The sequence below is a fragment of the Microvirgula curvata genome, assembly GCF_054781615.1.
In genome coordinates this window covers 82,793-107,699 of sequence record NZ_BAAGUB010000015.1, presented here as the reverse complement: position 1 = coordinate 107,699, position 24,907 = coordinate 82,793, and the positions used below count along the sequence as shown (strand labels likewise).

Genomic DNA, 24,907 nt, shown 5'->3' with positions numbered 1-24,907 from the left:
CGTCCGGTCATGCGGCGTCATCCTCCCTGAACAGGCTGGGCAGCTCGCGCCGCAGCCCCTCGGTTACCGTGTCGATCGCCCGCATGCGCTTGTCCGGGTGTGCTGCGCTCGGCTCGACCCGGGCGGCGCGCTGCAGGCGGGCAATGGCCTCAGCCGGCAGCAGGGCGTGCGTCAGTTCATTCGTGGTCATTCCCTGCCCCCATCCAGTTTTGCCACCCATGCCGTCCGGGCCACGACCGTCTCGGCGTCGCATGCGATGTACCGCGCACAGACCAGCGCCAGCTCTACAGACCGGTACCGGCCCGGATGGTCGCCGCTGCATTTGCCGAACCCGTGGCGGGCCATCGGGCCGGCGTCCTTGAGGCTGAATTCCTTGCACTGCACGCATTTGTTCATGCCGGCACCACCAGTCCGCGTTCGGCCAGACGCTCGATCGTCAGCACAATGGCGCGGTCCATGCGTTCCCGGCGCTCGTCTCGGGTCAGCGTGGTGCCGTTGTCGATTTCGTGGTGGCAGGCCGGGCACAGTGCGGCCGTCAGGCAGTCCGAATTCTTGAGCCCCATGCCCTTGCCCTGGTTCCGGTGAGCCACCTGCACGCCGAATGCGCCACACAGCACGCATTGCTCCAACTGGCCGACGGCGGCGAGCCATTTGCGGGATCGGTAGGTCATCGCGCAATCCTCGTCATGTGCCCGCAGTGCTCGCACTTGCAGCGCAGTTTCGACGCAGCTTTCTCGGCCGCACGGTGCATATCCATGATGTGGTTGCGCTGCCACGATTCCTTCTTCGCCATCTGGCTCAGCACCCACACCGGATTGAGTTTTTCCCCGCAGTCCCTGCAGGTGACGTTTGCTTTTGCCTCATCAACCATGACGCGGTGGTGGTGGCACAACTTCCCTATCGCCGGCCGCTCCCTGTCGAGCATGGGCGGCGAATCCTCCGGCCGGGTACGCGGCTGGAACTGGATGACGTTGTCGACGTCGTTTGTTGGGGTTGTCACGCTCTGGAAAATCATCGCGCCCACTCCTGTTGCCATGCTGGCGCGGTGAACCGCACGCCACGCTCCGCCCCAAATGCCTGGATCAGCTCGATCATTTCGCCCATCTCCTGAATGCTCATGCGGCTGGTGCGAGCGCCCAGCACCACGAAACTGCCGGCGTCGACGCCCGGGACGACGCGCTGAACCCGGAGGCTGGCGCTCAGCACCTCCTTCCACTCTTCGGCCGTCAGCCTGTGCCCGTACCAGTCCACCTGCCGGCTGATGTCGGTCAGGTGTGCCCACATGCAGGCATTGGCCTGCAGGCTGCGGGTGTTGCGCTTCGGCCTCAGCGACAGCTCAAACGGCGTACCTGAATCAACGAGGTCTTTCGCCTTCTCCCAGAACCTGACGAATGCCCCGCGCACGTCGTCGCGCGGCGTCACGGTCTGTTCCAGCGGCTCGGTCAGCAGTTGGGTCATGCAGCCACCCCCGCAAACAGATCAACCTGCCCTGCCTCGGTCTCGTCCCACAGCAGCGCGGCTCGGTAGGTGTCGCATTCGACGCCGGTTGCGGGGTTCAGCCGCTTCTCGGCGACGATCACAGCACCTGCGGCGCGCAGCTCATCCAGCCGGGCGCAGACGCTCGACTGGAACATGCCCAGGTTTCCGGCAATCTCAGCCCGCAGCAGCGGCACCCGGCTGCGGCGCAGCAGCGCGAGGATCTGCTCGCACTGTGTGCCGGCCCGGCCGCTGGCGCGGTGGTTGCGGTAGGCGTTGTTGCGTGTGGTGGTGGTCATGCGGCCCTCCCGAGCTTTTCAGCGGCCATGGACAGCTGCCGCTGGCGTTCTGCCTCGAATGCGGTCTGTTCCTGCCGCCGGCGCTCAGCGGCAGCGACCTCGCGCTCTGCTCGCCGGCGCTTGCCGGCCAGCAGCTCGGCCCGGGCCATCTGCAGCCCGCCCTCATGCCCGGATGGCGAGACATCCTTGCCGATCAGTGCGACCACCTCCGGCGCGGCGTCCTGCGGCGGCATCAGCGCGGCTACCGTGGATTGGGCCAGCCGGCCAGTTCTGGCGGCGGACTCCAGTGCCACCTGGCGCAGATCCTTGTCCCAGCCAAGAGACGCGGACCACCGGGCGGCCTCGCCGCCGGCGCGGGCCGCAGCAATGATCCGGTTGTAGGCGTCACGGAACGCCATGCGGGCACCGATCTCGTCGCCGAGGTCCAGCACCGGCCGGCACACCGCAAACGCCTCGGCGATTTCGTTGGTCCAGACCACGGTTTCCGCCTCGGGTTGCGAGCGAATGGCAATCGCCCACGCCTCGTCGGCCCCTGGTCGGCCGTCGGCGCCATTCAGCCGCTCAACGACAGCAGCCAGGGTCAGGCGCCCGGTCAGCTCCCGACGGCAGCGGTCCAGCGCAGTCAGGACGGCGGCCAGCGGGTACGTCATCAGGTCGTCGACCATCGTCGCCAGCGCTCCGTCCGACAGTTGCGTGCCTGTCAGCTCAGCGGCCACAGTGACCGCCTGCAGGATTTGCTCATGCGGCAGCATTCATGCCTCCGTATTTGGCGTTCAGCATGTCGAGTGCCGAGCGATGGGATTCGAGGTTTGATTGCGTGCGGTCGGCCTGCATGGCGGCGGTTTGCGTCACCCGGCGACCGGTCTGCCATTCGGTGTGCAGCTTCTCGGCATCCGACAGCAGGCAGTCGACGACATGGCAGCGGCCGACGTAGTAGGCGCTGTTGTGGTCGACGTAGAACCGGGCCACGTCAGGCGCGGCATTGCCGAGGCGCGTCACCAGCTGTTTGATCTGGCCGTTGACCTTGGCATTGCGAACAGGATCAGCCTGGTATCGCATCCGGTAGGCAACGGCGTAGGCCTTCCAGGTCTCCACGTTCAGCGGATTCGGTTCGGCTTTGGCGGAGGGCTTCGACTTGGCGGGGAGCGTCGTGGGAACCACGTCGGAACCTAGTGATGGTTCAGACTGGTGGTTCAATGACGGTTCCTCCTTATACGAATGTGACACCGTGTCACTTTCAAGCGTCGCAGTTGTCACATTCGGGGGTGACACCGTGTCACATGCCAAATTGTCATGTGCCAAATTGGCATGTGACAGGTTGTCACTTTCCGGTTTGAACTGGTCCAGGGTCAGGGTGTAGCGATTCGACCGGCGGGCGTTGCCGGTTTGGCGCCGCTCGGAACGCAGTGCGCCGCGAGCCTCCAGCCAGTCGATCATCCGGATCACATTGCGATTCGACATGCTGCACTTGCTCGCCAGCTCAGTCTGGCCGGGCCAGCACTCACCGTCGTCGTTGGCGCGGTCGGCCAGCGCCAGCAGTACCATTTTCTGGCTGGTCGGGATTGGCATTGACCATGCCCGGGACATCAGGTGGATGCTCACTCCCTACTCCTCCACCGCGTCGCAGAACGCTGTCAGCTCGGGCAGCAGCGGGCGCAGCATGTTGGCGATCTCCCGGTGCTCGCGGCGGTCCACCTTGCCATCGGCCACGGCCTCGGATTTGGCCCGGATCACGTCAGCCAGCTCGCCGATCTTTCCCAGGCAGAATGCGGCGCGCTCGGTCTCGGTCATCCCCTGCTCGCTGAAATCCACACGGTCGCTGCCGTAGCCGGACAGAACGTTCTGCGCATAGCCAGCGCGCAAGGTCTCCAGCATGTCGAGCAACCCCTTGGCCTTCGGCGCATGCGTGAGGTCATCGGGGTTGAACTGGCTGGACAACACCACATGAGCGTTTGCGCCAGGCAGGCCCATTTCCTGAGCCAGCGCCTGATACCCGCCCGGGTGGCGCCGAATGTCCTTGCGCAGAGCAACGAACAGCGGCCGGTGCGCGACTTTGACGTGCTGCTCAGATTTCGGTTTTTCCATGATTTTGCTAAACCTTTGTCATAGCGCCGGGGGCGGTTACGATGCAGTGACGCTTTTTTCTGCGGCTTCGTAGGCAGCAAGCAGGCGCGCGAGCGGCAGTTTTGTTGCCTCGGAGACGCGTCGACAGCGCTTGGGTGGGACGAACCCTTTTGCAACCCACTGCTGTACTGCCTGCGGGCTTACCCCGATTTTTTTTGCCAGATCAGACTGGCTTCCGCCGGCTCGGTCGACAGCCTCTTGTGCGATGTTGGTCATCTGACCCTCCTATCGGGAGCAGATTACAAGATCGCCTTTCATTAAACAAGTATTTCTTGCAGTGAGTACAACAAGCTGCGCTTGTAGAATTACTATATGAATACCATTGGCTCACGCATTCGACAGGCCAGGGAAAAACTTGGCCTCTCGCAAACGGACATTGCTCACACCCTGAAAATCACCCCTCAGGCCGTTCAGCAATGGGAGGACGGCAAGACCGCCCCAAGGGGCGCGCGCCTGGACGCTCTTGCGGCGTACCTTGGCAAGTCGAAGGCGTGGCTGTCGTTTGGCGACGAGGAGTCAAAGCCGCCGGCCGCAAACTTCAGAGTGATTGACGACAATGATGGCCTCGATCCCCTGTGCTACGTGAAGATCGAGCGGTTCAATGTGAAGTTGTCAGCAGGAAACGGGACCGTTGAATGGATCCCGGAGAAGTTGGACCCGTTGGTTTTTCGCCGGGCGTGGTTCAGCAAGAAGGGATTCCCCATCGAGCACTGCAAGGCGATGTATGTCCGTGGCGACAGCATGATGCCAATGCTGATGGACTGGGACACAATCCTTATCGACACCAGCGACACGGAGCTGGTCGAGGGCGAGGTGTTCGCGGTTGCGTTCAAGGGGAAGCTGTACGTGAAGCAGATTGCACGCTACGAGGACGGGATCAAGCTGGTCAGCTTGAACGAAAAATATGACCCAGTACCAGTTCCTGACGCCGAGGCTGAGCGGTTCAAGTGCTTGGGGCGCATGGTCTGGCGTGGTGGGTAGCGGGTGAGAGTGACCACGGTAGGCAGGTACGGTCGTAGGCAGGATGTACCGGAGTAGCCTGACGTACTACGCCGCGGGGATTCAACGGAGAATGGCGGGATGGCTTACGTCAAAAAAGGACAATGTAATTGACCTTCGCAAGCCGGCCATCCGCCTAGATGGTCACTATTACACCAAGTGGTATAGTGGCATTTGACATGCAAAAATTACCGGAATACACTTAACTCATGGAAGTCAAACACGACGACGACTCGTTAGCACGTCTGGAAACGGACATCACATACGATGCTGGTTTCGAGCACGAGGTCGTGCGTCGCTTTAGGATGCGCACTCAGTTTATGAGAGCGGCTCCCGATGAGCGAGCACTGTATGCGATGAAGTCATTGTGTTTTGAAAAAGTGGAAGGTAATCGTGCAGAGCATTATTCAGTAAAGTTGAATTCACAATGGCGATTAATTCTGATGTTTAAAGAAATTAAGTCTGAAAAAATATTAGTTGTAGTTGCAATTGAAAATTACAATTAATGTACTCAGCATGGAGGGTAGTATGAAGCACGTAGCTGAGATTTTTTCGCCTGGTGAGTTTCTGCGCGAAGAGCTGGAAACTAGAGGTTGGTCACAAGTTGAACTGGCTGAAATAATTGGTCGCCCAGCTAGGCTTATCAATGAAATTATCGCAGAAAAGAGAGCAATAACTCCTGAGACTGCAATTCAGCTTGGCAACGCCCTAGGGACTGGGCCAGAACTATGGATGATAATTGAGGGGCAGTACCAGCTCTCAAAAGCAAAAGTATCTGGCAGTGAAGTTATATCTAGGAAAGCTAAGCTTTATGAAAAATTTCCGGTAAGAGAAATGATCAAGCGAGGCTGGGTGCAAGCAGCGGATAGCATTGATACGCTAGAACAGCAGTTCCTAGACTTTTTTGAAATACCATCTTTGGATTCAGCCCCATCACTATCACATGCGGCAAAAAAATCCACATATAATGATGTCTCTATTTCTCAATGGGCATGGCTTATTCGGGCAAAAGAAATTGCCAGCACACAGGTGTCAAAAAAGTATAAAAAAGAGAATTTAATTTCTGCGATAGAGCAATTAAGACAGCTTCTAAGTGCACCAGAGGAAGCAAGGCATGTATGCAGAATATTAAATGAGGCAGGTGTAAGGTTTGTCCTCGTAGAGGCTCTACCAGGATCGAAAATTGATGGTGCATGCATATGGCTTGACAAGAATAGCCCTGTGATTGCAATGTCAACTCGGATGGATAGAATTGATAATTTTTGGTTTGTTCTTCGGCATGAAATCGAACATGTTTTACATGAGCACGGGAAAAATAATCATTTTAAAATTGATGATGATATTTTTTCAGTTGAACATGAATCGATTCTTGATGAAGAGCGTGTAGCAAATGCTGCAGCAGCAGATTTTTGTGTGAGCAGAAAAGAATTAGAAAATTATATTTTAAGAACGACTCCATATTGTTTTTCAACAACAAAAGTCGTGGGGTTTTCTAGCCGAATTGGTGTCCATCCCGGCTTGGTTGTTGGACAGCTTCAACGGCATTTTTCTCAATACAAATACCTAAGAGATCAATTGGTTAAAATTAGGCAGATAGTAATCCAGTCAACTCCATCTGATGGATGGGGTGATATATACCCAATATAAACAAAGGAGATTAATATGACTGCGTATTCCAATCAAATAAAGGGATACATTGAGCAGTATAAGAGAGAGGTTGGAGACCAAGGCTTAATTGATGCACATGAGCTTGCTGCGTGGGCATATAGCAAAGGTCTACATAAACCAAATGTTAAGACTGTGATAGATGCAATCGCTTCAGATATAGCTCAAGTATTTCGGGAAGAATACAGAACAGACCAATATGGCAGGCGGTATAGAGCAAAGCATGCCGCTACCAAAAAGCAAGGAAACAAAACCCTATCTCTTTGGGCTGATTTAGATGACCCAAGTGCGCCCCACGAGCATTTTGTTAAATCGTTTGGGCAACGGCGGCAGCAGATCGTAGGGGACTGCTTTCAGCTGAAAACGGATGTTGATGTTTATAATGACGCAAGAAAACCTGATCAACCAATCCAAGCAATTCTTGACTTTACTGCTGACGTTGAGGAGCTTCAGTTTGCGGTGAATCAAAAAATCCAGAAGGCTGCCTAGCTTAGAAATTAGGTGCTGGCAAGCCCCGCCATTAGTGGGGCTTTTCTGCGCCCACCGTCTTGGCACGAAGTGAGGTTCTCTCTCTTCACTCACACCCGCCCACCTAGGTGGGCCGTTGCCACTCCCCTACAACCAGCCCGCCACGCGCGGGCTTTGTTACATCTGGACCAACGCCGTTGCACTGACATTGCCTGCGGCTATCAATTTCAGCGACCCAATTTAAAGTATTTCTTTAAACAAACGACAAGTTTAACTTGCTTAAATACAAGAAACACTTGTATATTCACCTCACACCACGGCACACACCGCCGCCGCTCTCTCACAACCTACCCAGCACCACCCGCCGTCGGCACAGCCGGTCGAATACACGGTAGCGGGAGAGCGCGAGAGTCCACCTCGCGCCAATGGCGGCACCGCCCATCGCAGGCACGGGCCGAACGGACAAACCAGCACACACGCTGCGCCCATGCGCGACGTCAGACGGCGATGCCCAATCCGACGCGATGGCGAAATGCCTCAACGCAGATGACGACGTGGCAGGTGTGCTGGAAGGAGCGGCCTCACCCGAGGCCGATCACCAAAGGCGCGTGACAGGCGGTTTTGGTGTTCAACAGAAGGAACGCAGAACGCCGGCCCGTGGCGAGTAACGGGCAAAGGGCCGGTTCAATGAGCCGGCATCGTTGAGAGGGCTGTAGAAGTTCGGAGACCCGCCGAAGCGGGCCCCTTGGTCACAGCATCAGCAGAACAAGCGTGGTCAACGCGAGAATGCACTGGGCCACGTTTATCTTGATGCTCACCTTCACGACGGCTTTCATTCGATGTCCCTGATTGAAAGCCCGTGGCCACGGGCATTTAACCCGCTTGAGCACTTGTATTCCGCCCTTGCTGGCGGATGCCTGACTGCGGCTAGCACGCAATCTGACATTCGGCTTGACCGGCCGGCGGTGGCCCAAGGGCGACCATGGCGGGTTTCACCTTCAGCGCAGTAGCAGCCGCGCCGCCTGGCACTGCTATGCCAGGCCGGCCCCTTGCAGGGGGACGGTTCGCCGATGCTACACGCGGATCGAATGCGTATATAGCCCTCTCAACGATGCATGAACGGCCTCACCAGAGGCCGATCACCAAAGCCGAGACAGGCGGTTTTGGTAAATGAACACCGGCATGACCGGAAGGGGGAACCGTGAAGACCTACAAGCGCGGGCGCACATCGTCCGAGTTCATTGCCGCAGCACAGGCTGCCGGGATGGAGATCGAAACCACAAACTACAACCTCGGCGGCGACTGGATCACGGCGCACGGCACGCTGGAGAGTGTGGCGATCCGCATGCTGTTCAACGTCTGCACCGCGGCAGTCATCGGGAATTACGGCGAGGACGGCCGACCATTCGCCACAGAAGACGGCTCGCATGATGGCGAGCCGTGGTTTGACGCGGTGCTTGATCTGGCAATGACCAACGAGCCGCCACAGAGGACGTGAGTCGGAACGGCCTGTCGTTCCACATGTTCAACGTCAGCCCGGCGAATCTGCAGACACTGCACGCCGGGCTGCTTGATCATGGGAGCGAGGAGTCAGCCCTTCGTGGCTCCTGACAGGAACCCGGCAAAAAGGCGCTCGCTCAAGGCCTTGGTGATTTCGTGGATCTCTTCAGGATGAAGGACATGCCCGCAGCCAACGCAGGCGTAGCTGTCCGGCCCTTCGCTTGTCTCGGCGTACTTGAGCTTATCGCCAGTGCATTCAGGGCAAGTGATGGGGGTGTTGATAGGAGTAGTCATGAGCATTTCTCCCAATGATTAGTTAGATGGCATTGCTCATTTTATGCGTCATGACGAAAATTTCTATCCGAATTTTCTGCCGCTGGTAAATTTTTTTCTCAAAGGATAGGCATGTCAGAACAACGATTCCCGGTCCCATTCGCGACTGTCGATGATGCCGTTGCATCGGCACAGGTGGTCGAAAGCCTGGCTGCAGATCTGGACAAGGGGCGGTGGGAATTTCTGGTAGAGCCGTGGACGCGGGTCCGAGCCGGCGCCCACGTCGTCATCCCCTACTCAGCCTGGATGAAGATCGAGGCCGAGCTGAGACGCGGGCACAAAAACGGAAAGGCCCCGACTGCTGAGTAGCAGTTGAGGCCTTCCCGGTCCCTACGGATGAGCTTTGCTTTCAACGCAGGGGCAATTTCAATATAGCAGCACCGTCGCATGATTCAAGGGTTGGGCATTCTCAATGAAAAAAGAGGCCCCAACCCGGGGTCTCTACGTCTCGCCAGTAGACCAAGCGAAGCAAGACAATAAATTACGCTAGCATAAAGCACATATAGAAGAAAGCCCCTGTTGCATGCGAGACAGGGGCTTTCTGCCCACTCCGGACCATCCGGCAGGGCTACGATGAATGTAGGAAACACTTAGTAACAATTCAAGAAATTGCCCGGCCCTGTGCCGGGCTTTCTCATTTAGGAGACCGACATGGTCACGACTGAATTGGCGGAGCTGGACGAGTTGGACGAAGCCACGGTGCTGCGGCTCCGTGCCGAGGGTTGCCGCGCGAAATGCATCATCCGCTGCGGCGTGGCCCTGTTTTTCATCTACCGCTGGAGGGCGTGATGGGACCGATCCGCCGCCGTATTTTCACCCGCGACCCGGCCGACACGCCGCTGGCCGTGGCCTGCGATGTCGCGCTTACCACGCTGGGCACCCTGTTCTACGCCGCTGCTGCTGCCACTCTGGCTGCCATCTGCTACGACGCCGTGCCGCTGGACCTGCTGTGGAGGCTGCTGCCATGAGAATGATCGAGGCCCCGCTGGGTATCCCCTGGCACTCGAACGACCCACGGTTGGGTACCGACCCGCGCCGGCAGGACGAGGCCGACGATCTGACCACTGCCGCTGATATGGCAGTGGCCGACATTGAGGCCGCCGCCGCCCTGGTGCGTTGCGGGCGGCTGGCCGAGGGCCGGCAGGCGCTGATCGACTCGGCGCACGACCTGATGAGCAGCCTGCAATGAGGGCATCGTTCACACAGCGCCAACTGCAGGACTACATCCACCGGGCACGGGAACGACGGGCGTCCGATGCCGGCGGGCCAGCACGCGGGAACGAATACGACCGACGCCGGGCTGATGCTCGGCGTTTTCGCGAGAGCCTGGACGAGCTGATCGGCGCCGTGTTCGGGCCTCGCCGGGGAACCTAGCCATGTGCCAGCAGCAATTCGACGCCGAGGTGATGGCGCAACTGTACGAAATCGAGAACCGAGAACTGGAGAGCGACAATGAGCATTGCCACCCTGATTTTGGGCGAGAGCGGGACCGGGAAAAGCACCTCGCTGCGCAACATGAGTCCGGCCGACACCCTGCTGATACAGGCTGTCCGGAAACCGCTGCCGTTCCGGTCGGCGGACTGGAGAACATTTGACAAAGAGGCCGGGAAAAACGGCAACGTGTTCGTCAGCGATGATTCCGAAAAGATCATCGCCCTGATGAGCAAGACGCGACGCAAGGTCATCGTTCTGGACGATTTTCAGTACGTGCTGGCCAACGAATTCATGCGCCGCACGGCCGAGAAGGGCTACGACAAGTTTACCGAGATCGCCCGGCACGCCTGGGACGTGTTCACCGCGGCCACCAACCTGAATGACAACCGGCGCGTCTACATCCTGTCCCACACGGCCATGGATGACCACGGCAATACCAAGATCAAGACCATCGGCAAGATGCTGGACGAGAAGATCACGCTGGAAGGCCTGGTCAGCATCGTGCTCAAAACCCGGGTGGTCGACGGGCGCTATTTGTTCTCGACCCGGAACAATGGGCAGGACACCGTCAAAACCCCGGTTGACCTGTTCGATGAGGCCTATATCGACAACGATCTGGCGGCGGTCGACGCCGCACTGTGTAGCTACTACGGAATCAACCAACCCGCCTGAGCGCGGGTTTTTTCATGAGCCAAGGAACTGAGAACATGGATTTCACCCTCGACCCCACCGCCGCCCGTCAGGCGGATCAGCGCAACGGTCGGATCACCGAGTCCGGCAAATACGTCGGCTCCCTGACCCGCGCCGAATTCATCACCAGCAAGACCGGAACCAAGGGCGTCGAATTCTCGTTCGCCGTCGACGAGAACACCAACGCCGACTACCTGACGGTGTGGACAGACAAGGCCGACGGCACCGCCCTGTCCGGGCGCAAATCGATTATGGCGCTGCTCGCCTGCCTGAAGCTTCGCGGTGCGAGGCTCGGCAAGGTCTCGGTCGAAAAATACGACCGCGACCAGGGTAAGCGGGTCACCGCCACTATCGAAGGCTACCCGGACATGATGGGGAAGCCGATCGGCGTGGTCCTGCAGAAGGAGCTGTACACCAGCAACCAGGGCGACGAAAAGGAACGTGTCAACATCGTGACGTGGTTCTGCGCAGAGACGGAGCGAACCGCGGCGGAGATTCTGGACCGGGCTGTTGATCCTGAGCAGTTGCCCAAGCTGATGGCCTGGCTGGCAGATCACCCGGAGAAGGACAGCCGCGTGAAGTCCGGCAGCCGGGCGGTTCCAGACGCCCCGCGCCGGCCGGACCCGAAGCCGGCGCAGAACTTCGACGATCTGGACGACGATATTCCGTTCTGACGGTCACCAACCACCTAGCCCGGCCCTGCGCCGGGCTTTTTCATGGAGCAACGATCATGAAATTGTACGAAATCGACGCGCGCTATCTCGAAGCGCTTGAGGTTCTGGGCAACCAACTGGAGGCCGGCGAGATCGACGAGCAGACCTACGCCGACACCATCGAGAGCATTGCCGGCGAGGTCGAGGTCAAGATGCTCAACGTCGCCAAGATCATCAAGACGTTCGAGGCCGAAGCCGGTGCCCTGAAGGAAGTCGAGACCAGCCGGGCCGCGCGGCGCAAGTCGCTGGAAAACCGTATCAAGTCGCTCAAGGACTATCTGGCGTTCGAGATCCAACGCACCGGCATCAAGCCGAAGGACGCCGAGATCACGATTGGCACCCGCAAGAGCGAGGCGGTCGAGATCGAGGACGAATCCCTGATCCCAGCCGACTACATGCGCGAGATCCCGGCGTACAGAGAACCGGACAAGACGCTGATCAAGACGGCGATCAAGGACGGCTACACCGTGCCGGGCGCGCGACTGGTTGAGCGCCAGAACGCGGCGATTCGCTGACCATGCCGGCAACCCATGACCTGACTGGAAAGGTGTTTGGCCGGCTGACTGCGCTGCGATACAAGCCGGGCAGCCGGCAGCGCAAGGGGGTCTGGATTTGCCGGTGCAGTTGTGGGGCCGAGACGCCAGTCGCCACCTACTACCTGTTGAAAGGCCGCACCACATCGTGTGGCTGCTGGCGACGTGAAGTAAGCGCGAAGCTCGCCATCGCGCTGGTTGAGGCTGGCCTCCACTGCTTGCCCCGCAGCAGCCAGGCGGTTGCCAATATCCGACGCGGCCGGCGCCAGTCCGTCGTCCGCCGCCTCGCCGCACAGACATCCACCCGCCAATACATCGACGGTCAACCAGCCCCGCTATGAGCGGGGCGATTCATTTCTGCCTACCCGGCCATGCCCGGCCCCGGCCGGGCCTACCGGATAGTCTTTCGTCGAGAGCTATCCGGTAGGCCCTCGGTCACTATTTGCCGCACACCATGATGCAGGGGGAGAGTCGCCAGTACTGCGCTGAATGCAAACTGCCGGCAGCAAAGTGAACCTCGATGCCAATGCCGTCCATAGAGCAGAAAAAACCCCGACCGGAGGTCGGGGTGAGTGACGCAACAGTGGCGATGGATCGCTGCTTGCCATCAGGATGATTTGCCAAGCGCTACAGACGGAACTGCCCGACCAACTCCTTCAACTGATTGCCGTGCCCAGCCAGTTCCCGGATGGTTTCGACTACCGTTTCCACCTGGCAACTGGTCTGCTGGGCGGCGACATTGATGTGCTCGGCGCTGCGCGCCATATCGCTGGTCGCCGTGCTCTGCTCCTTGGTCGATGCCGAAATTTCCTTGACCCGCGCCACGACGGCCTCGGTGCTGAGGCGGATCTGCTCGATCTTGCCGGCGGCTTCCTGCGACGAACCGACGCTGGACTCGACCCGGGTGTGCGTGGCCTGTGCGAAGTCGATCGCCTGCTGGGTCTGCTCCGCCATCTTGTCGATCATGCGCGAGATTTCGACCGTGGCATTGGCCGAGTGCTCGGCCAGCTTGCGCACTTCGTCGGCCACCACGGCGAAGCCGCGACCGTGCTCGCCGGCCCGTGCAGCCTCGATCGCCGCATTCAGCGCCAGCAGATTGGTCTGGTCGGCGATGCTGCGGATCACGTTGACGATGCCGCGAACCTCCTCGGACTGGCTGGCCAGCCCGCGCATTTCATCCTGCAGCTTGCCGACGGTGTCCACCACCATGCCGATTTCCTGTGCCACGCTGCTCATCAGCACGTGCGATTCAACCGAGTGCTGGTTCGACTGCATGACTAGCGCATCGGTTTCCTCCGCACTGTCAGCAATGTGGTTAATGCTGACGGTTATTTCCTCGATCGTTGCCGCCGTCGACGAGATCTCTTCGGTCTGATTGCGCGAATCTGTGGCAATCCGGTCAGCCGCACTGTTCAGGTGCTGAACACCAGTAGCCATGTCTTCGGCATGGGTGCGCACGGTCACGAACATGTCGTGCAGCGTCGCCATGAACTCGTTGAACGCCTCGGCGATCTGACCTACTTCGTCTCTGCTTTCAACCGGCAACTTGACTGTCAAATCGCCATGACCCGATGCCACGCTGCGCATGGTATTGCGCAGCATCGTCAGACCGCCAAGCATCCGCGAGACGCCGATCGAGACCAACAGGGCCGCGACCAGCAGGCCGCCAAACACTAAGCCGAGCAGCAGACCAACGGTCGCATGCACCTCGGCCGTTGCAGCTGCCACCGGAACCATCACTCCAAGGTACCAGCCGGTCTTGCCGACCGGGCGCAGGCTGCTCAGGAAATGTTCATCGTTCAGTTCGATGTCCTGATACGAGCCGTCCTTGCTGGCGGCGGCGAAGTCATAGCCTGGGGCAACTTCGCTGATTTTCTTCAGCCCGGAATCCTTCTGCGGATGGGCAATCACCAGCCCGTCCTGGGTGACCAGGAATGCATAACCGTCCCCGGGTAGTTTGGTCGAGGTCACTTCGTCCACTACGCGTTGCAGAGTCACGTCGGCACCAGCAACGGCGACGACCTTGCCGTTTTCACGTTTAGCCTGGGCAAAGGTGATGATCGGGCGCTTTGTGGCCGCGTCGATATATGGTGGTGAGGCAATCGGCCCCTCTGACGCTGCAGCCGCCACATACCACGGCCGTCCGGTCGGATCGTAGCCGGCGGGTACCGGAGGCGTCTTACTGGATTGGGTCATGGTTTTGTCGGGCTGGCCAACATAGGTGTCATCAAAGTGACCAGCCTCAAGTGTCTGGTCAAGTACCGGCCGTAGATCGCCCTGGCCGAAGCGTGACAGAGTCGCGGCCATCACCTGCTGGCGGGAATTGACCCACTCGGTGACAAAGCTGACCTTGTTGCTGGCTGCTTGGTCGATCTCGCCATACACGCTGGACAGCAGCGCACTGCTCATCTTGCTGTAGACAACCACGCAGAAGAGGATGGACAGCAACGTGATGATTAGAATGACAAACGCTACCATTTTGCTGCGTAGAGATTTCATCGAATTTCCCTCTTTTCTTGTGCGTAGTACCTGTTCTGACTACCTGTTCTCACATATCTGGCAAAGAGAAAAGGTAGTGAAAGGCTGTTAACCTATTGATATTGCAACCAACAGTTATTCATCTATTCGTTCTGAGTTTATCAAAAAAATTTCACAAAAATACACGTCAGCGAAAAATTTTTTTCATCGCTATGCAATCGATTACATAGCGCGCATTTTTACTGCACATCCCCCTCCACCAACGAAGTTCATGCGAAAGGTCTTGCTTTTCTTATCCCGTACAAACACAGAGCACAGCATGCCAAGCAATGGATATGCAATAAGAAAATCACGTTTATCTAACGTGCGTTAAAAAATTTTCATTCAACAAATTAATAAATCAATAATCATTTTCGATACGCAATCTCTAGAAACTTAGTTGTCAGTAAATCAGACAATAAAGATGACATTATTGGCTTCTATTGAATTGACAGGGGGGAACAAATAAATAACATACAGCTTTACGGACAATCGCATAAAAACAAAAAATCATCTAGCTACATGGCATTTATGGAGAACTACACCGTTCTCACCCCGAACCCGCCCCTTCCGGCGGGTTCGTCGTTTTCGACACCCCGCTGACACCCGGCGCGCTCCCGGCGTGCGGCTGGGTGCCGGCTGAACATATGGAGGTCATTGCATGACGACGTACCACATATTCATGTCCATCAAATCGGCAGAGAGCATGGCCGATAGCGCGCTGCAGGACATGTTCAATTTGCCGGCTGCGGAGGTGCGCGAGAGCCTGGCGAGAATGAAAGCCAGCGGCATGGAGGTTATCCCCTCTGCTCGCTGCGACAACCGCGACGCCGGCGGCTACTGCCAGGGACACAACGACACGCAGGGGGATGCATGACCCAATGCCACGACTACGGCCACTACCACCAGATAGTGGACAGGAGCGCTCACGATGAATGGAAACAGGCCAACCCCGGCACGCCTCTGGCGACTGATCCGCACGCTGGCGCACTGGCAGGCGAGGATGCACCGCCGGCTGGTGGTGATACCGGCGACCAGGGCGGGGGCGAATAAATGAGAGCGATAGATCTGCTCGCCAGGGCATAGGTTATGGCGGCCTATTACAACGAGATCGACCCATACGCCGCCAGTTGGCTACGCAACCTGATTGCGGCTGGCCACATTGCACCCGGCGAGGTCGATGAAAGGGACATAAGAGATGTTCATCCCAGCGACATCCGCGAATTCACGCAGTGCCATTTTTTCGCCGGCATTGGCGTCTGGTCGTATGCGCTCCGACGCGCAGGATGGTCTGATGACCGACCTGTTTGGTCCGGTTCCTGTCCGTGCCAACCTTTCAGCTCGGCAGGCGCAGGACTTGGGTTTGCTGACAAGCGGCACCTCTGGCCGCACTGGCACCACCTCATCAGCGAGTGCAGACCTGCAATCGTCATTGGAGAGCAGGTTGCGAGCAAGGATGCAGACCCTTGGCTCGACGCTCTACAAGATGACATGGAAGGCGTGGATTACGCCGTCGGGGCGGTCCCGTTCCCGTCTGCGGGCGTCGGTGCTCCGCACATCCGCGACAGGCTCTATTGGGTGGCCCACGCCGCTAGCCAGCGATTCAAGAGGAAGCGCGGGAGTCGGGAAACGGGAGCTTCCGAACATCGCGAAGCAGGCCGGCTGGCCGACCCCGTGCGCGCGAGACCATTTCCCGTCGCACACGCCGGAATACATCGCGGCGAAGAAAGCTCAGGGGCATGGCATGGCGAACCTGAACGACCAGGTACAAATGGCGGGATGGCCCACTCCAACATCAACGGATTCGGTTCGTCACCCAGCACCGGACTTTCAGACGCCGAACGTAACGCTGAACCATGCGGCAGCACTGTCTGGATGGAACACGCCAGCAGCATCGGACGGGAACGGGGGGAAACGACCGCACCCGGACACATCGATGACTGGGCAGCATCCGAGCGGACGCAAGGTAACCATGGGTCTTGCATCGCAAGCGCACATCGGCTTCATCAACACGATACCGGCCCGGTTAACGGCTTCTGGCGAGATGCTGACTGGCTCCTCTGCCGGGATGGGAAGTGGCGGCCAGTTGAACCCGGCACATTCCCGCTGGCTCATGGGGCTCCCGCCAGAGTGGGACGCCTGCGCGCCTACGGCAACGCCATCAACGCGGAAGCGGCCCGCCTCTGGATTGAAACTGTGATGGAGCGCATGCCATGACCCGCGATGAACACACAACGAACCGCCCCACCCCGGGCGGTTCTGCATTTCAGGAGACAGGAATGGATGACTATCTGACCCGCGTGGCCGAGGCCGTGCGCGCCACCTGCTTTGAGGCATGCAACGAAAACGGCGGCGATATGGGAGCCATCTGCACTGTCGACCTTCCCGCAATCATCGCCAGCGTGCCGAGGCCGGAACCGGTGGCGTGGAGGCATAGCCATACTCATTCCCTGCATGATCTTGCAGCCGATGTTGAACTGGCTGACGGGGATGAGTGGGCCGAACCGCTCTACGCCGAACCGGTGGCTGCTCAGCCGGCCGAGCCGGATCGTCGGGCTGCAGCATGCATGGCCGCCATGGATCACATCAGCACGGAAACACTGGAATCGTTCAACCGTATTGGGATCAAGTTTGATGCCACGCGAGGGTATGCGGAGGAACTGGAAGCCGAAATCGCCACGCTGCGCAGTGCCATCCGAGACATGGCGAGCATGCTGCAGGCTCGCGAGTGGGCAGAGCACGTCAGCTCCGACCCCGTGGTCACCGACCTTGAGGCGCAGATTACCGAACTGGTCGGCACGGCAACCAAGCTGCGCGAGCAGAACGCGGCACTGATGGCGGCGCTCAAGGCCATCGGAGACCAGACGTCGCATGCAGGCGACGAGTTCGGCGGACCTCTCGCCGCCGCAACTAAAGAGGGGCTCGGCGACCGCGACGAGTTACTGGAGCTGGCGGGAATTGCTGGCGGTTATCTCGAATCGATCAGCCTGGCCGCCAAGCAGGCCCTCGCCAGCGTGAAAGGTGGTGCCGCATGAGCAAGCGCACCCCTACCGGATTCATCGCAGTCTGCCAGTGCGGCCGGACTGTCGGCGCACTCGATGCGCGCAGGACCGACAACAAAGAGGCCGGCCGGCTGCTCGGCCTCTGGCTGGCCGACGGCTGCACGGTCACCCCTCAATTCGACGGCACATGGGTTGCGCAGATCCAGCCGTGCCAGTGCGAACAAGAACAGAAAGGCAGTGCGTGATGGAGCCCGTCACCATCCAGCAGGCAGAAATCCTGTGGCACACCCTCGGAGTAGATCCGAGCTGGCGGGAATCGAACCGCAATCATTACGTGGCTGGCCCGGGGCACTACGCAATGCCGGACCTTGAGGCGCTGGAAGCGTCCGGTCTGATGCGTCGCGCACGAACGCCCGCGTTTCTCGCTCAGGACGATGTCGTTTTCGCTGTGACGGACAAGGGGCGCGAGCTTGCGTTGGCCTGCCTGCCGCCTCCGCCGAAACGGACACGATACGGCGACTATCTGGATGCCGACACCGGAGACGACTTCGCGGACTTCCTCGGCATCAATCTCCCGAGCTATGAGCGTCGATTCGAGCGCGGTCGGATCGAGTACCGCATGGCCCGGCCTGATCAGCGCTACACCTGGGGCTATTGGGGCGGAGTAACCGGAGATTGGGCTCCGACAAAGAAGGCCGCGAAGGCCAGCTACAAGGCCGCGCTCGCCGCACACAGGGAAAGAATCAAGGAAGCAGGGAAAGGAAGTGCCTCATGACTGACCACACCTACGCCGGCTACACGGCCAAGCAGCTCAGGATGATGGCTGAGGCGGTGAAATATATTGACGCTGCCACCGTGCTGGCTCTGCTCGACCGCATCGCCGAGCTGGAGCAGCGCGTTGAGACCGTAGAAGGCTGGCATTTCACCGAAACCAGCCGGGCCGACGAGCTGCAGGAGAGTATCTACGGGGACCGTGACGAGATAGCCGGCCTGCGGGCGCGCATTGCGGAGCTGGAGGCCGACAACAGCGAGTACGAGGCATTCGTCAACGAGTGCCGCTCCATGTCGCCAGGCGATGACGTTCCCCTGCATGGTCTTGCCGACCGCATGCGGGCCGACAAGCGCGCTGCGCATCGATGCAGAGCGGTACCGGTGGATACGCGATAAAGAGCGGTTCCACATCGACGGGGAATGCGGCGACGCGACGTTCTCGTCGTGCATGTGCTGCGCCGAAGAATTCGACGATGCCCTCGACGACGCCATGGCCCAGCCCGCCGGCTGACCAGCACAACATCACACACGCCGCCTACGGGCGGCTGTTTTTATGGAGGCAGCAAATGGCCACGCTCGATCTGATGGAGGAAACGCTCCCCCTCAACGCAGCGGCTCGATTCCTGCAGGTCAGCGAGCGAAAGCTCCGCTACCTGGTCGCCGGCAACAAGATCCCGTCGTCGAAACCCGGGAAGACCCGGGTCTTCCGTCGCTCGGCGCTTGTCGCCTACCTCGTCTCGCTCGAAAATGCAGGCGCGCACAATCCGGGCGCGCGAAAGGATGGAACATGGGTATCCGATTGCGCGGCTCAACATGGTGGGCCGATTACACGACGCCGAGTGGCAAGAGAGTTAGACGATCTCTTGAAACCAGCGACAAAAAATCCGCCCAGGAACTGTACGACCAACTGAAGGCGGGAGCATGGAGACAGGAACGGCTGGGCGACAAGCCCGACAAGACGTTTGATGAGGCGGCGCTGCGCTGGCTCAGAGAGAAGTCTGGCAAAAAGAGCCTGGACGACGACAAGTCGAAGATCAGGTACTTCCTGACCTATTTCGGTGGCCGGTCGTTGGCCGGCATCACAGCAGACGAGATCAAGGCGGCCGTGAGCGAACTGATTCATCGTCGCGGGAAAGGGAAAGGAGCGTCGCGGATCACTGGCCAGCCGGTGACCGACTCGACCCGGAACCACTACCTGACGTGGATGCGATCGCTGATGCGCCGAGCGCAGGATGAATGGGGATGGCTGGACAAGGCCCCCGCCCTGGCCAAGGCCAAGACGCCGAATCGCCGGATTCGCTGGTTGACCAAGGAAGAGGCCGCCCGGTTGATCGAATGCGCGCCGCCGCACCTGGCTGCGATCATTCGGTTCGCTCTGGCCACCGGCCTGCGCCGCTCCAACATCATCAATCTGGAGTGGTCACAGGTCGACCTGCAGCGGCGGGTCGCGTGGATCCACCCGGATCAGGCCAAGGCCGGCCGGGCGATTGGCGTCGCGCTGAACGACTCGGCCTGCGCGGTCATTTCCGAACAGCTCGGCCGACACCGGCGGTTCGTGTTCACCTATGAGGGGCGGTTGATGCGACTGGATGCAAACACCGCCTGGCGCGCGAGCCTGCGCCGGGCTGGGATCACGGATTTCCGGTTCCACGACCTGCGGCATACCTGGGCCAGCTGGCTGGTTCAGGCCGGCGTGCCATTGTCGGCGCTACAGGAAATGGGGGGCTGGGAGAGCATCGAAATGGTCCGCCGTTACGCACACCTGGCGCCCGCTCACCTGGGCGAGCATGCCAAACGGCTGGATTCTATTTTGGGAGGGTTTGGCACAAATCCGGCACAAACGAAAAAGGGGTCAGACGTTGAGACCGTCTAACCCCTTGATTTTTCTGGTGCCGACTACCGGAATCGAACTGGTGACCTACTGATTACAAGGCAGTTGCTCTACCAACTGAGCTAAGTCGGCGCGGGGCGGATTATGCCTGCGGAGTGCGTTGCGGGCAAGCTCTGGCGCTGGCGGACGGGTAGAATGTCCACAATGCTGCCCAATCGCGGCCTACAACAAATAATGACCGAAAACGCCCTGCCCTCATGATTGCTCTCTCTCGCGCGGTCAAGCCCGCCGCCATCACCGTTGCCGTCCTGGCTGCCCTCGGGGCCGTGACTTATGTGTCCGGTCCGCTGTTCGTCAAGGATCTGGTCGAGGAAAAGCTCGGCGAAGCCCTGCTCGGGCGCAAGGTCAATATCGGTGAACTGACGCTGAACCTGTATACGCTGACGGTTCAGGCCGACAATGTGCGCATCAGTGAAGCAGACGGCAGTACGCCGTTCGCCAAGTTCGATCATCTGCTGGTCAATCTCGGCGTTGCTTCGCTCGGAGGCGGTGTTCGCATTCAGGCGCTGGATCTGGCCGGGCCGGACGTTCATCTGATCCGGGTCGCGGACAACCGCTACAACATCAGCGATCTGGTAGAGAAGTACAGCAAACCCAGCGACTCCCCTACCCTGTTCGCACTGGCCAATCTTCGCGTCACTTCCGGTCGCATCGTGTTCGAAGACCGGCCGCTGACCAAGACGCAGACGGTCGACCGGCTGACGCTGTCGCTGCCGTATCTGTCCAATTTCCCTGCCGACCTCGATGTCGACACCAAGCCGGATTTCTCCGCCCGTCTGAACGGCAAGCCGGTCTCGCTGCTTGGCGACAGCAAGGTGTTCAAGTCGTCACACGACAGCAGCCTGACGGTCAAGCTCGACGGCGTCGATCTGATGCCGCTGCTGCCGTATCTGCCGGTCGCGTTGCCGGTGCATGTCAATTCGCTGAAGCTGGATACCGACCTCAAGGTCGATTTCAAGGATGCAAACAACGCACCGCAACTGACGCTGAGCGGCGTGGTCGGCCTGCGCGATCTGGCGCTCAGCGACCGCCAGGGCGCTGCGCTCGGCGAACTGGAGCGGGCATCGATCCATATCAGTCATCTGAAGCCGTTCGCGCACGACATCGCCATCAAGGAGGTCTCGGTCACGGCGCCGAAGCTGGCGGTCACCCGCGCCCGGGATGGCCAGTTTAACTGGCTGCGGGCGCTGGCGCCGGCAGGTCCGGCCCCGGTTGTACCGGCAGCGGACAGCAAGGTCACACCGTGGCGCTGGTCGCTGGACAATGCGCGCATCCGCCGCGGCGAGGTGCTGTATCGCGATGACATGCCGGCCGGCGGCTACCGCACCCGGGTCAATGACCTGTCATTCGACCTGGCCCGGCTGAACAGTGCTTCGACCACACCGGCACCGGTCCGGCTGCATGTCAGCACCGACCGTAACGAGAAGCTGGCGATCGATGGCCGCCTGACGCTGCAGCAGATGAGCAGCGACGGGACCTTCACTCTGGAAAACCTTGATGCCGGTGCATTGCGCGACTATGTCGCCCTGGTGCTGAAGCCCTATTCCCGGCTGCGGCTGGACAGCCTGCACGCCAATGCCGACGGCGCCTTCACCTTTGCGCTGGAAAACGGCGCGCCGCGTTACTCGCTGCGCAATGGCAATGTCGGCCTTGCCGACCTGAAGCTGAGCGAAAGCGCGCGTGACCCGGCGATCGAGTTCAAGCAGCTCGCGGTCAGCGATATTGCGCTGGACAGCAGCAGCAAGCGGGTTGAAATCGGCCAGGCCGTACTCAAGTCGCCGGTTGTTCATCTGCTGCGCGATCGCCGTGGCGACAATGTCGAGCGCTGGTTTGTCGCGCAGAAACCCGCGCCGGCGGTACGCAGTTCGCAATCATGGCGGGTGCTGACCAGTCAGGTGTCGGTCGAAGACGGGTCGCTGCTGCTGAAAAGCACCCAGCAGCGCCGCAATGTGGTCGTCAACCTGACCCGGCTGAATGTGCGCACCCGCAATGTCGACAGCGGCCGGCTGGCGCAGTTGCCTATCGAGGCCGATGCCGTCGTCAACCAGCGCGGCAAGCTGGCACTGAAGGGCAGCGTCGACGTGGCACGCCAGAGCGGCACGCTGAATGTCAATGCGCGCTCGATCGACCTGTCGCCGCTGACCGTGCTGCCGACCCGTGACATCCGGGTCAACGTCAAGCGCGTCGATCTGAATGCACGCGGCCAGTTGCGCTTTGCCAATGCGCCGGCCGGCATGGAGGCCGGCTACCGTGGCACGCTGGCGCTGAACAATGTTCTGGCACTGGATGAAATCAATCGCGGGCTGGAACTGGCGCGCTGGCGCACACTGGCGCTGGACGGCATCGATTTTGCCTACGGGCCGAAAGTGCAGCGCCTGCATGTCGGCACGATCAATGCGAACGACTTCTTCGTTCGCGCCGTGCTCAGCCAGGACGGCCGGCTGAACTTCCGCGAGATCCAGGGCGACTTTGCCGGCCCGACGCAGCCGGCCGGCATCGCGCTGGTCAAGGCACCGGAGAAAGCCGATACCCGCACCACCCTGTCCGGCACCTCGACCACCACGGTCGAAGGCCAGCGTCCGGTCCCGCCGGTCCCCAGCGGTCCGCCGATGGACATCAGCGTCAACCGCATCGTGCTGAACCGGGGCTGGATCAACTGGACCGACAACCTGATCCAGCCGAACATGCGCGCCGATCTGACCCAGCTGAGCGGCAGCATCGGCCGCATCGCCACCCGCGACAATGCCGCCGGCGCCATCGATATCAAGGGCCGGGTCAACCGCGATGCGCCGCTGACGCTGTCCGGCAAGGTCAATCCGTTCGCCAAGCCGCTGCTGCTGGACCTGAACGCCAGCGTCAAGAGCATGGATCTGCCGGCGCTGACGCCGTATTCGCGCAAATATGCCGGCTACCCGATCGAGAAGGGCAAGCTGTCGCTGGACCTGCACTACCGTATCACCGACAACCAGCTCAAGGCCGACAACCGCCTGTTCCTCGATCAGCTGACCTTCGGCGACAAGGTGGACAGCCCGGACGCGACCTCGCTGCCGGTATTGCTGGCGGTCAAGCTGCTGAAAAACCGCAAGGGCGAGATCGATGTGAACCTGCCGGTCAGCGGCACGCTGGACGATCCTGATTTCAGTATTGGCGGCGTGATTTTCCGGGTGATCGTGAATCTGCTGGAGAAAGCGGTCACCGCACCGTTCGATCTGCTGGCTCATGCCTTTGGCGGCGATGTCGCCCAGTTGTCGCATCTGGACATGGTCGGGACCGGGCTGACGGCGGACAACCGCAAGCAGCTCGACACGCTGGCCGGCATGCTGGCCGACAAGCCGGACCTGAACCTGGAAATCCGTGGCGTCGCCGATGTCGACGGCGCCCGCCGTGCCCATCTCGAACAGGAGATCAAGCGCCGCTGGCGGAATGACGACGCAGCGGATGACGATGCCGAGCCGGGTACGGCCCAGCGCAACAAGCTGCTGAAGGCGGTCTACGACGATGGCAGCTTCAAGAAGCCGCGCAACCTGATCGGCTTTGCCAAGTCGCTGCCGCCGGCGGAAATGGAACAGCTGATCATCGCCAATACCAAAGTCAGCGAACGCGATGTACAGCAGGTGGCCAGCCGTCGTGCGCAGGAAGTCAAACGCTACCTGGAAGAGCAGGCAAAGGTCGACCCGTCGCGCCTGTTCCTGCTGGCCGGCCAACAGGGCGACAAGAACGGGGTGGATTTCAGCCTGAAATGAGCAGGCTCAGGACAGCGAGCGGAATGCCCGGTACACCAGCGCGTTGTAGGTCTCTTTCCACAGGAAGCGGGCCTGCATCTCCAGCCCCTGGTAGCGCGATGACGGGGTCGGGGACGGATAGGCCTCCAGGCCAAGGTCCCTGGCCATCATCATTGCCCGGTGCATGTGCAGCGGGTCGCTGACGATCAGGAACGAGGTCAGCCCGGCATGTTCGGCCAGCGCAGCGGCGTTGACCAGGTTGCCATAGGTAGTGCGGGAATCGTTTTCGGTCAGAATGGCTTCGGCCGGCACGCCATGCTGGATCGCATAGCGCCGGCCCACGGCCGCCTCGGTCGGGTAGCCGTCCACTGGCGTGCCGCCGGTAAAGATCAGTGCCCTGACCCGCCCGTCCCGGTACAGCTTGACCGCATGGTTGATCCGCTCGCGGAACACCGGCGAGGGTCGCTCGCCCCAGGCTGCGGCGCCCAGCACCAGCGCGGCATCGGCCGGACGGGTACTGCTTTGTCGCCCATAATCATAAATCTGCCAGGCGGTATATCCGCCGTAAGCAAGCAGCAACAGCACTGCCGTCAGCAATCCGTAGAAAAACCGCCGCACCGTACCCAGACAACCGACTGCCATTTCCGCCCTTACCAGAGTTTGACCGGTGTCGATCATACCCAACTTCCGCTCCTGTATAGTCGCTGGCAGCAGCACATAATCACAGGCGCGGTCCCGATACCGCCCGCCCTTCCGGCTTTTTACGCAGA

Annotated in this window: 34 protein-coding genes and 1 tRNA gene; 21 read left to right on the top strand and 14 right to left on the bottom strand. The window is 60.0% G+C overall.

The window, feature by feature from the left end:
* Positions 1-7: 7 nt before the first annotated feature.
* From ACYVG8_RS09065 to ACYVG8_RS09020, 10 genes are read right to left on the bottom strand one after another with little or no spacing between them, the layout of a single operon-like run.
* Positions 8-190, bottom strand: coding sequence for a hypothetical protein (locus tag ACYVG8_RS09065; protein ID WP_112692635.1), 183 nt, complete (start codon positions 188-190; stop codon positions 8-10).
* Positions 187-396, bottom strand: a complete 210-nt coding sequence (locus ACYVG8_RS09060; RefSeq protein ID WP_460745508.1) for a hypothetical protein — start codon at positions 394-396, stop codon at positions 187-189. The genes ACYVG8_RS09065 and ACYVG8_RS09060 overlap by 4 nt, the downstream gene beginning before the upstream one ends.
* Positions 393-671, bottom strand: coding sequence for a hypothetical protein (locus tag ACYVG8_RS09055; protein WP_460745506.1), 279 nt, complete (start codon positions 669-671; stop codon positions 393-395). Before ACYVG8_RS09055 ends, ACYVG8_RS09060 begins: the two co-directional genes overlap by 4 nt.
* A complete protein-coding gene (locus tag ACYVG8_RS09050) occupies positions 668-1,015 on the bottom strand; it encodes a hypothetical protein (protein ID WP_460745504.1) in 348 nt (115 codons plus the stop codon). The genes ACYVG8_RS09055 and ACYVG8_RS09050 overlap by 4 nt, the downstream gene beginning before the upstream one ends.
* Positions 1,012-1,458 (bottom strand): recombination protein NinB, encoded by a 447-nt coding sequence (locus ACYVG8_RS09045; protein ID WP_460745502.1) that lies wholly within the window; start codon positions 1,456-1,458, stop codon positions 1,012-1,014. Before ACYVG8_RS09045 ends, ACYVG8_RS09050 begins: the two co-directional genes overlap by 4 nt.
* Complete coding sequence (locus tag ACYVG8_RS09040) at positions 1,455-1,775, bottom strand: helix-turn-helix domain-containing protein (protein ID WP_460745500.1); 321 nt, start codon at positions 1,773-1,775, stop codon at positions 1,455-1,457. The genes ACYVG8_RS09045 and ACYVG8_RS09040 overlap by 4 nt, the downstream gene beginning before the upstream one ends.
* A complete protein-coding gene (locus ACYVG8_RS09035) occupies positions 1,772-2,527 on the bottom strand; it encodes a hypothetical protein (RefSeq protein ID WP_460745498.1) in 756 nt (251 codons plus the stop codon). Before ACYVG8_RS09035 ends, ACYVG8_RS09040 begins: the two co-directional genes overlap by 4 nt.
* Positions 2,514-3,377, bottom strand: coding sequence for a helix-turn-helix domain-containing protein (locus ACYVG8_RS09030; protein ID WP_460745496.1), 864 nt, complete (start codon positions 3,375-3,377; stop codon positions 2,514-2,516). The genes ACYVG8_RS09035 and ACYVG8_RS09030 overlap by 14 nt, the downstream gene beginning before the upstream one ends.
* A 3-nt stretch (positions 3,378-3,380) precedes the next feature.
* Entirely contained in the window at positions 3,381-3,860 is a 480-nt protein-coding gene (locus ACYVG8_RS09025) for a phage regulatory CII family protein (protein WP_460745494.1), read from the bottom strand.
* A gap of 36 nt (positions 3,861-3,896) precedes the next feature.
* The gene (locus tag ACYVG8_RS09020; protein ID WP_460745492.1) at positions 3,897-4,115 is read right to left on the bottom strand and encodes a Cro/CI family transcriptional regulator; all 219 of its coding nucleotides are present in this window, start codon (positions 4,113-4,115) and stop codon (positions 3,897-3,899) included.
* A gap of 96 nt (positions 4,116-4,211) precedes the next feature.
* On the opposite strand from ACYVG8_RS09020, the gene ACYVG8_RS09015 reads away from it, so the two are divergent.
* The 5 genes from ACYVG8_RS09015 (at position 4,212) to ACYVG8_RS08995 (ending at position 8,529) form a co-directional block, all read left to right on the top strand.
* Positions 4,212-4,880, top strand: a complete 669-nt coding sequence (locus ACYVG8_RS09015) for a S24 family peptidase (protein ID WP_460745490.1) — start codon at positions 4,212-4,214, stop codon at positions 4,878-4,880.
* Between the two features lie 227 nt (positions 4,881-5,107).
* Positions 5,108-5,404, top strand: a complete 297-nt coding sequence (locus ACYVG8_RS09010; RefSeq protein WP_460745488.1) for a type II toxin-antitoxin system RelE/ParE family toxin — start codon at positions 5,108-5,110, stop codon at positions 5,402-5,404.
* A gap of 22 nt (positions 5,405-5,426) precedes the next feature.
* Positions 5,427-6,545, top strand: coding sequence for a HigA family addiction module antitoxin (locus ACYVG8_RS09005; protein WP_460745486.1), 1,119 nt, complete (start codon positions 5,427-5,429; stop codon positions 6,543-6,545).
* 15 nt (positions 6,546-6,560) lie between these two features.
* Positions 6,561-7,052: a hypothetical protein gene (locus tag ACYVG8_RS09000; RefSeq protein WP_460745485.1), complete on the top strand. Its 492-nt coding sequence runs from the start codon at positions 6,561-6,563 to the stop codon at positions 7,050-7,052.
* Positions 7,053-8,232: 1,180 nt separating this feature from the next.
* Positions 8,233-8,529: a hypothetical protein gene (locus tag ACYVG8_RS08995; RefSeq protein WP_460745483.1), complete on the top strand. Its 297-nt coding sequence runs from the start codon at positions 8,233-8,235 to the stop codon at positions 8,527-8,529.
* Positions 8,530-8,621: 92 nt separating this feature from the next.
* Here ACYVG8_RS08995 and ACYVG8_RS08990 read toward each other — a convergent pair whose 3' ends face one another.
* A complete protein-coding gene (locus ACYVG8_RS08990; RefSeq protein WP_146745079.1) occupies positions 8,622-8,825 on the bottom strand; it encodes an ECs_2282 family putative zinc-binding protein in 204 nt (67 codons plus the stop codon).
* A gap of 690 nt (positions 8,826-9,515) precedes the next feature.
* Between ACYVG8_RS08990 and ACYVG8_RS08985 the strand changes: the two genes are divergently transcribed.
* From ACYVG8_RS08985 to ACYVG8_RS08960, 6 genes are all read left to right on the top strand, one after another.
* A complete protein-coding gene (locus tag ACYVG8_RS08985) occupies positions 9,516-9,653 on the top strand; it encodes a hypothetical protein (RefSeq protein ID WP_460745481.1) in 138 nt (45 codons plus the stop codon).
* Complete coding sequence (locus tag ACYVG8_RS08980) at positions 9,653-9,832, top strand: hypothetical protein (protein ID WP_460745479.1); 180 nt, start codon at positions 9,653-9,655, stop codon at positions 9,830-9,832. Before ACYVG8_RS08985 ends, ACYVG8_RS08980 begins: the two co-directional genes overlap by 1 nt.
* Positions 9,829-10,053 (top strand): hypothetical protein, encoded by a 225-nt coding sequence (locus ACYVG8_RS08975; RefSeq protein ID WP_460745477.1) that lies wholly within the window; start codon positions 9,829-9,831, stop codon positions 10,051-10,053. The genes ACYVG8_RS08980 and ACYVG8_RS08975 overlap by 4 nt, the downstream gene beginning before the upstream one ends.
* A 263-nt stretch (positions 10,054-10,316) precedes the next feature.
* Positions 10,317-10,970, top strand: coding sequence for an ATP-binding protein (locus ACYVG8_RS08970; protein WP_460745475.1), 654 nt, complete (start codon positions 10,317-10,319; stop codon positions 10,968-10,970).
* A gap of 35 nt (positions 10,971-11,005) precedes the next feature.
* Positions 11,006-11,662 (top strand): hypothetical protein, encoded by a 657-nt coding sequence (locus tag ACYVG8_RS08965; RefSeq protein ID WP_460745473.1) that lies wholly within the window; start codon positions 11,006-11,008, stop codon positions 11,660-11,662.
* A gap of 56 nt (positions 11,663-11,718) precedes the next feature.
* Positions 11,719-12,216, top strand: a complete 498-nt coding sequence (locus ACYVG8_RS08960) for a siphovirus Gp157 family protein (protein WP_460745471.1) — start codon at positions 11,719-11,721, stop codon at positions 12,214-12,216.
* 645 nt (positions 12,217-12,861) lie between these two features.
* Here the strand turns inward: ACYVG8_RS08960 and ACYVG8_RS08955 are convergent.
* On the bottom strand, positions 12,862-14,712 hold the full coding sequence (locus ACYVG8_RS08955; RefSeq protein ID WP_460745469.1) for a methyl-accepting chemotaxis protein: 1,851 nt from the start codon (positions 14,710-14,712) through the stop codon (positions 12,862-12,864).
* 700 nt (positions 14,713-15,412) lie between these two features.
* Between ACYVG8_RS08955 and ACYVG8_RS08950 the strand changes: the two genes are divergently transcribed.
* The 9 genes from ACYVG8_RS08950 to ACYVG8_RS08910 all read left to right on the top strand — a co-directional run bounded on the left by ACYVG8_RS08950 (position 15,413) and on the right by ACYVG8_RS08910 (position 20,397).
* Positions 15,413-15,628, top strand: coding sequence for a hypothetical protein (locus tag ACYVG8_RS08950; protein ID WP_460745467.1), 216 nt, complete (start codon positions 15,413-15,415; stop codon positions 15,626-15,628).
* Positions 15,625-15,804 carry a hypothetical protein gene (locus tag ACYVG8_RS08945; protein ID WP_460745465.1) on the top strand — a complete coding sequence of 60 codons (180 nt, stop codon included), beginning with the start codon at positions 15,625-15,627 and terminating at the stop codon, positions 15,802-15,804. The genes ACYVG8_RS08950 and ACYVG8_RS08945 overlap by 4 nt, the downstream gene beginning before the upstream one ends.
* 36 nt (positions 15,805-15,840) lie before the next feature.
* Positions 15,841-16,968 carry a DNA cytosine methyltransferase gene (locus ACYVG8_RS08940; protein WP_460745463.1) on the top strand — a complete coding sequence of 376 codons (1,128 nt, stop codon included), beginning with the start codon at positions 15,841-15,843 and terminating at the stop codon, positions 16,966-16,968.
* A 62-nt stretch (positions 16,969-17,030) separates the two neighbouring features.
* A complete protein-coding gene (locus ACYVG8_RS08935; RefSeq protein ID WP_460745461.1) occupies positions 17,031-17,786 on the top strand; it encodes a hypothetical protein in 756 nt (251 codons plus the stop codon).
* Positions 17,783-17,998: a hypothetical protein gene (locus ACYVG8_RS08930; protein WP_460745459.1), complete on the top strand. Its 216-nt coding sequence runs from the start codon at positions 17,783-17,785 to the stop codon at positions 17,996-17,998. Before ACYVG8_RS08935 ends, ACYVG8_RS08930 begins: the two co-directional genes overlap by 4 nt.
* Complete coding sequence (locus tag ACYVG8_RS08925) at positions 17,998-18,528, top strand: hypothetical protein (protein WP_460745457.1); 531 nt, start codon at positions 17,998-18,000, stop codon at positions 18,526-18,528. The genes ACYVG8_RS08930 and ACYVG8_RS08925 overlap by 1 nt, the downstream gene beginning before the upstream one ends.
* Positions 18,525-18,920, top strand: a complete 396-nt coding sequence (locus ACYVG8_RS08920) for a hypothetical protein (protein ID WP_460745455.1) — start codon at positions 18,525-18,527, stop codon at positions 18,918-18,920. Before ACYVG8_RS08925 ends, ACYVG8_RS08920 begins: the two co-directional genes overlap by 4 nt.
* Positions 18,890-19,435, top strand: coding sequence for a helix-turn-helix domain-containing protein (locus ACYVG8_RS08915; RefSeq protein ID WP_460745453.1), 546 nt, complete (start codon positions 18,890-18,892; stop codon positions 19,433-19,435). Before ACYVG8_RS08920 ends, ACYVG8_RS08915 begins: the two co-directional genes overlap by 31 nt.
* Positions 19,318-20,397 carry a tyrosine-type recombinase/integrase gene (locus ACYVG8_RS08910; RefSeq protein WP_373280398.1) on the top strand — a complete coding sequence of 360 codons (1,080 nt, stop codon included), beginning with the start codon at positions 19,318-19,320 and terminating at the stop codon, positions 20,395-20,397. The genes ACYVG8_RS08915 and ACYVG8_RS08910 overlap by 118 nt, the downstream gene beginning before the upstream one ends.
* Positions 20,398-20,411: 14 nt before the next feature.
* Here ACYVG8_RS08910 and ACYVG8_RS08905 read toward each other — a convergent pair.
* Positions 20,412-20,487 (bottom strand) — tRNA-Thr (locus ACYVG8_RS08905).
* 125 nt (positions 20,488-20,612) lie between these two features.
* On the opposite strand from ACYVG8_RS08905, the gene ACYVG8_RS08900 reads away from it, so the two are divergent.
* Complete coding sequence (locus ACYVG8_RS08900; protein WP_460745451.1) at positions 20,613-24,158, top strand: DUF748 domain-containing protein; 3,546 nt, start codon at positions 20,613-20,615, stop codon at positions 24,156-24,158.
* A 6-nt stretch (positions 24,159-24,164) separates the two neighbouring features.
* On the opposite strand, the gene ACYVG8_RS08895 is transcribed toward ACYVG8_RS08900, so the two are convergent.
* Positions 24,165-24,815, bottom strand: coding sequence for a YdcF family protein (locus ACYVG8_RS08895; protein WP_244879580.1), 651 nt, complete (start codon positions 24,813-24,815; stop codon positions 24,165-24,167).
* Positions 24,816-24,907 lie beyond the last annotated feature (92 nt).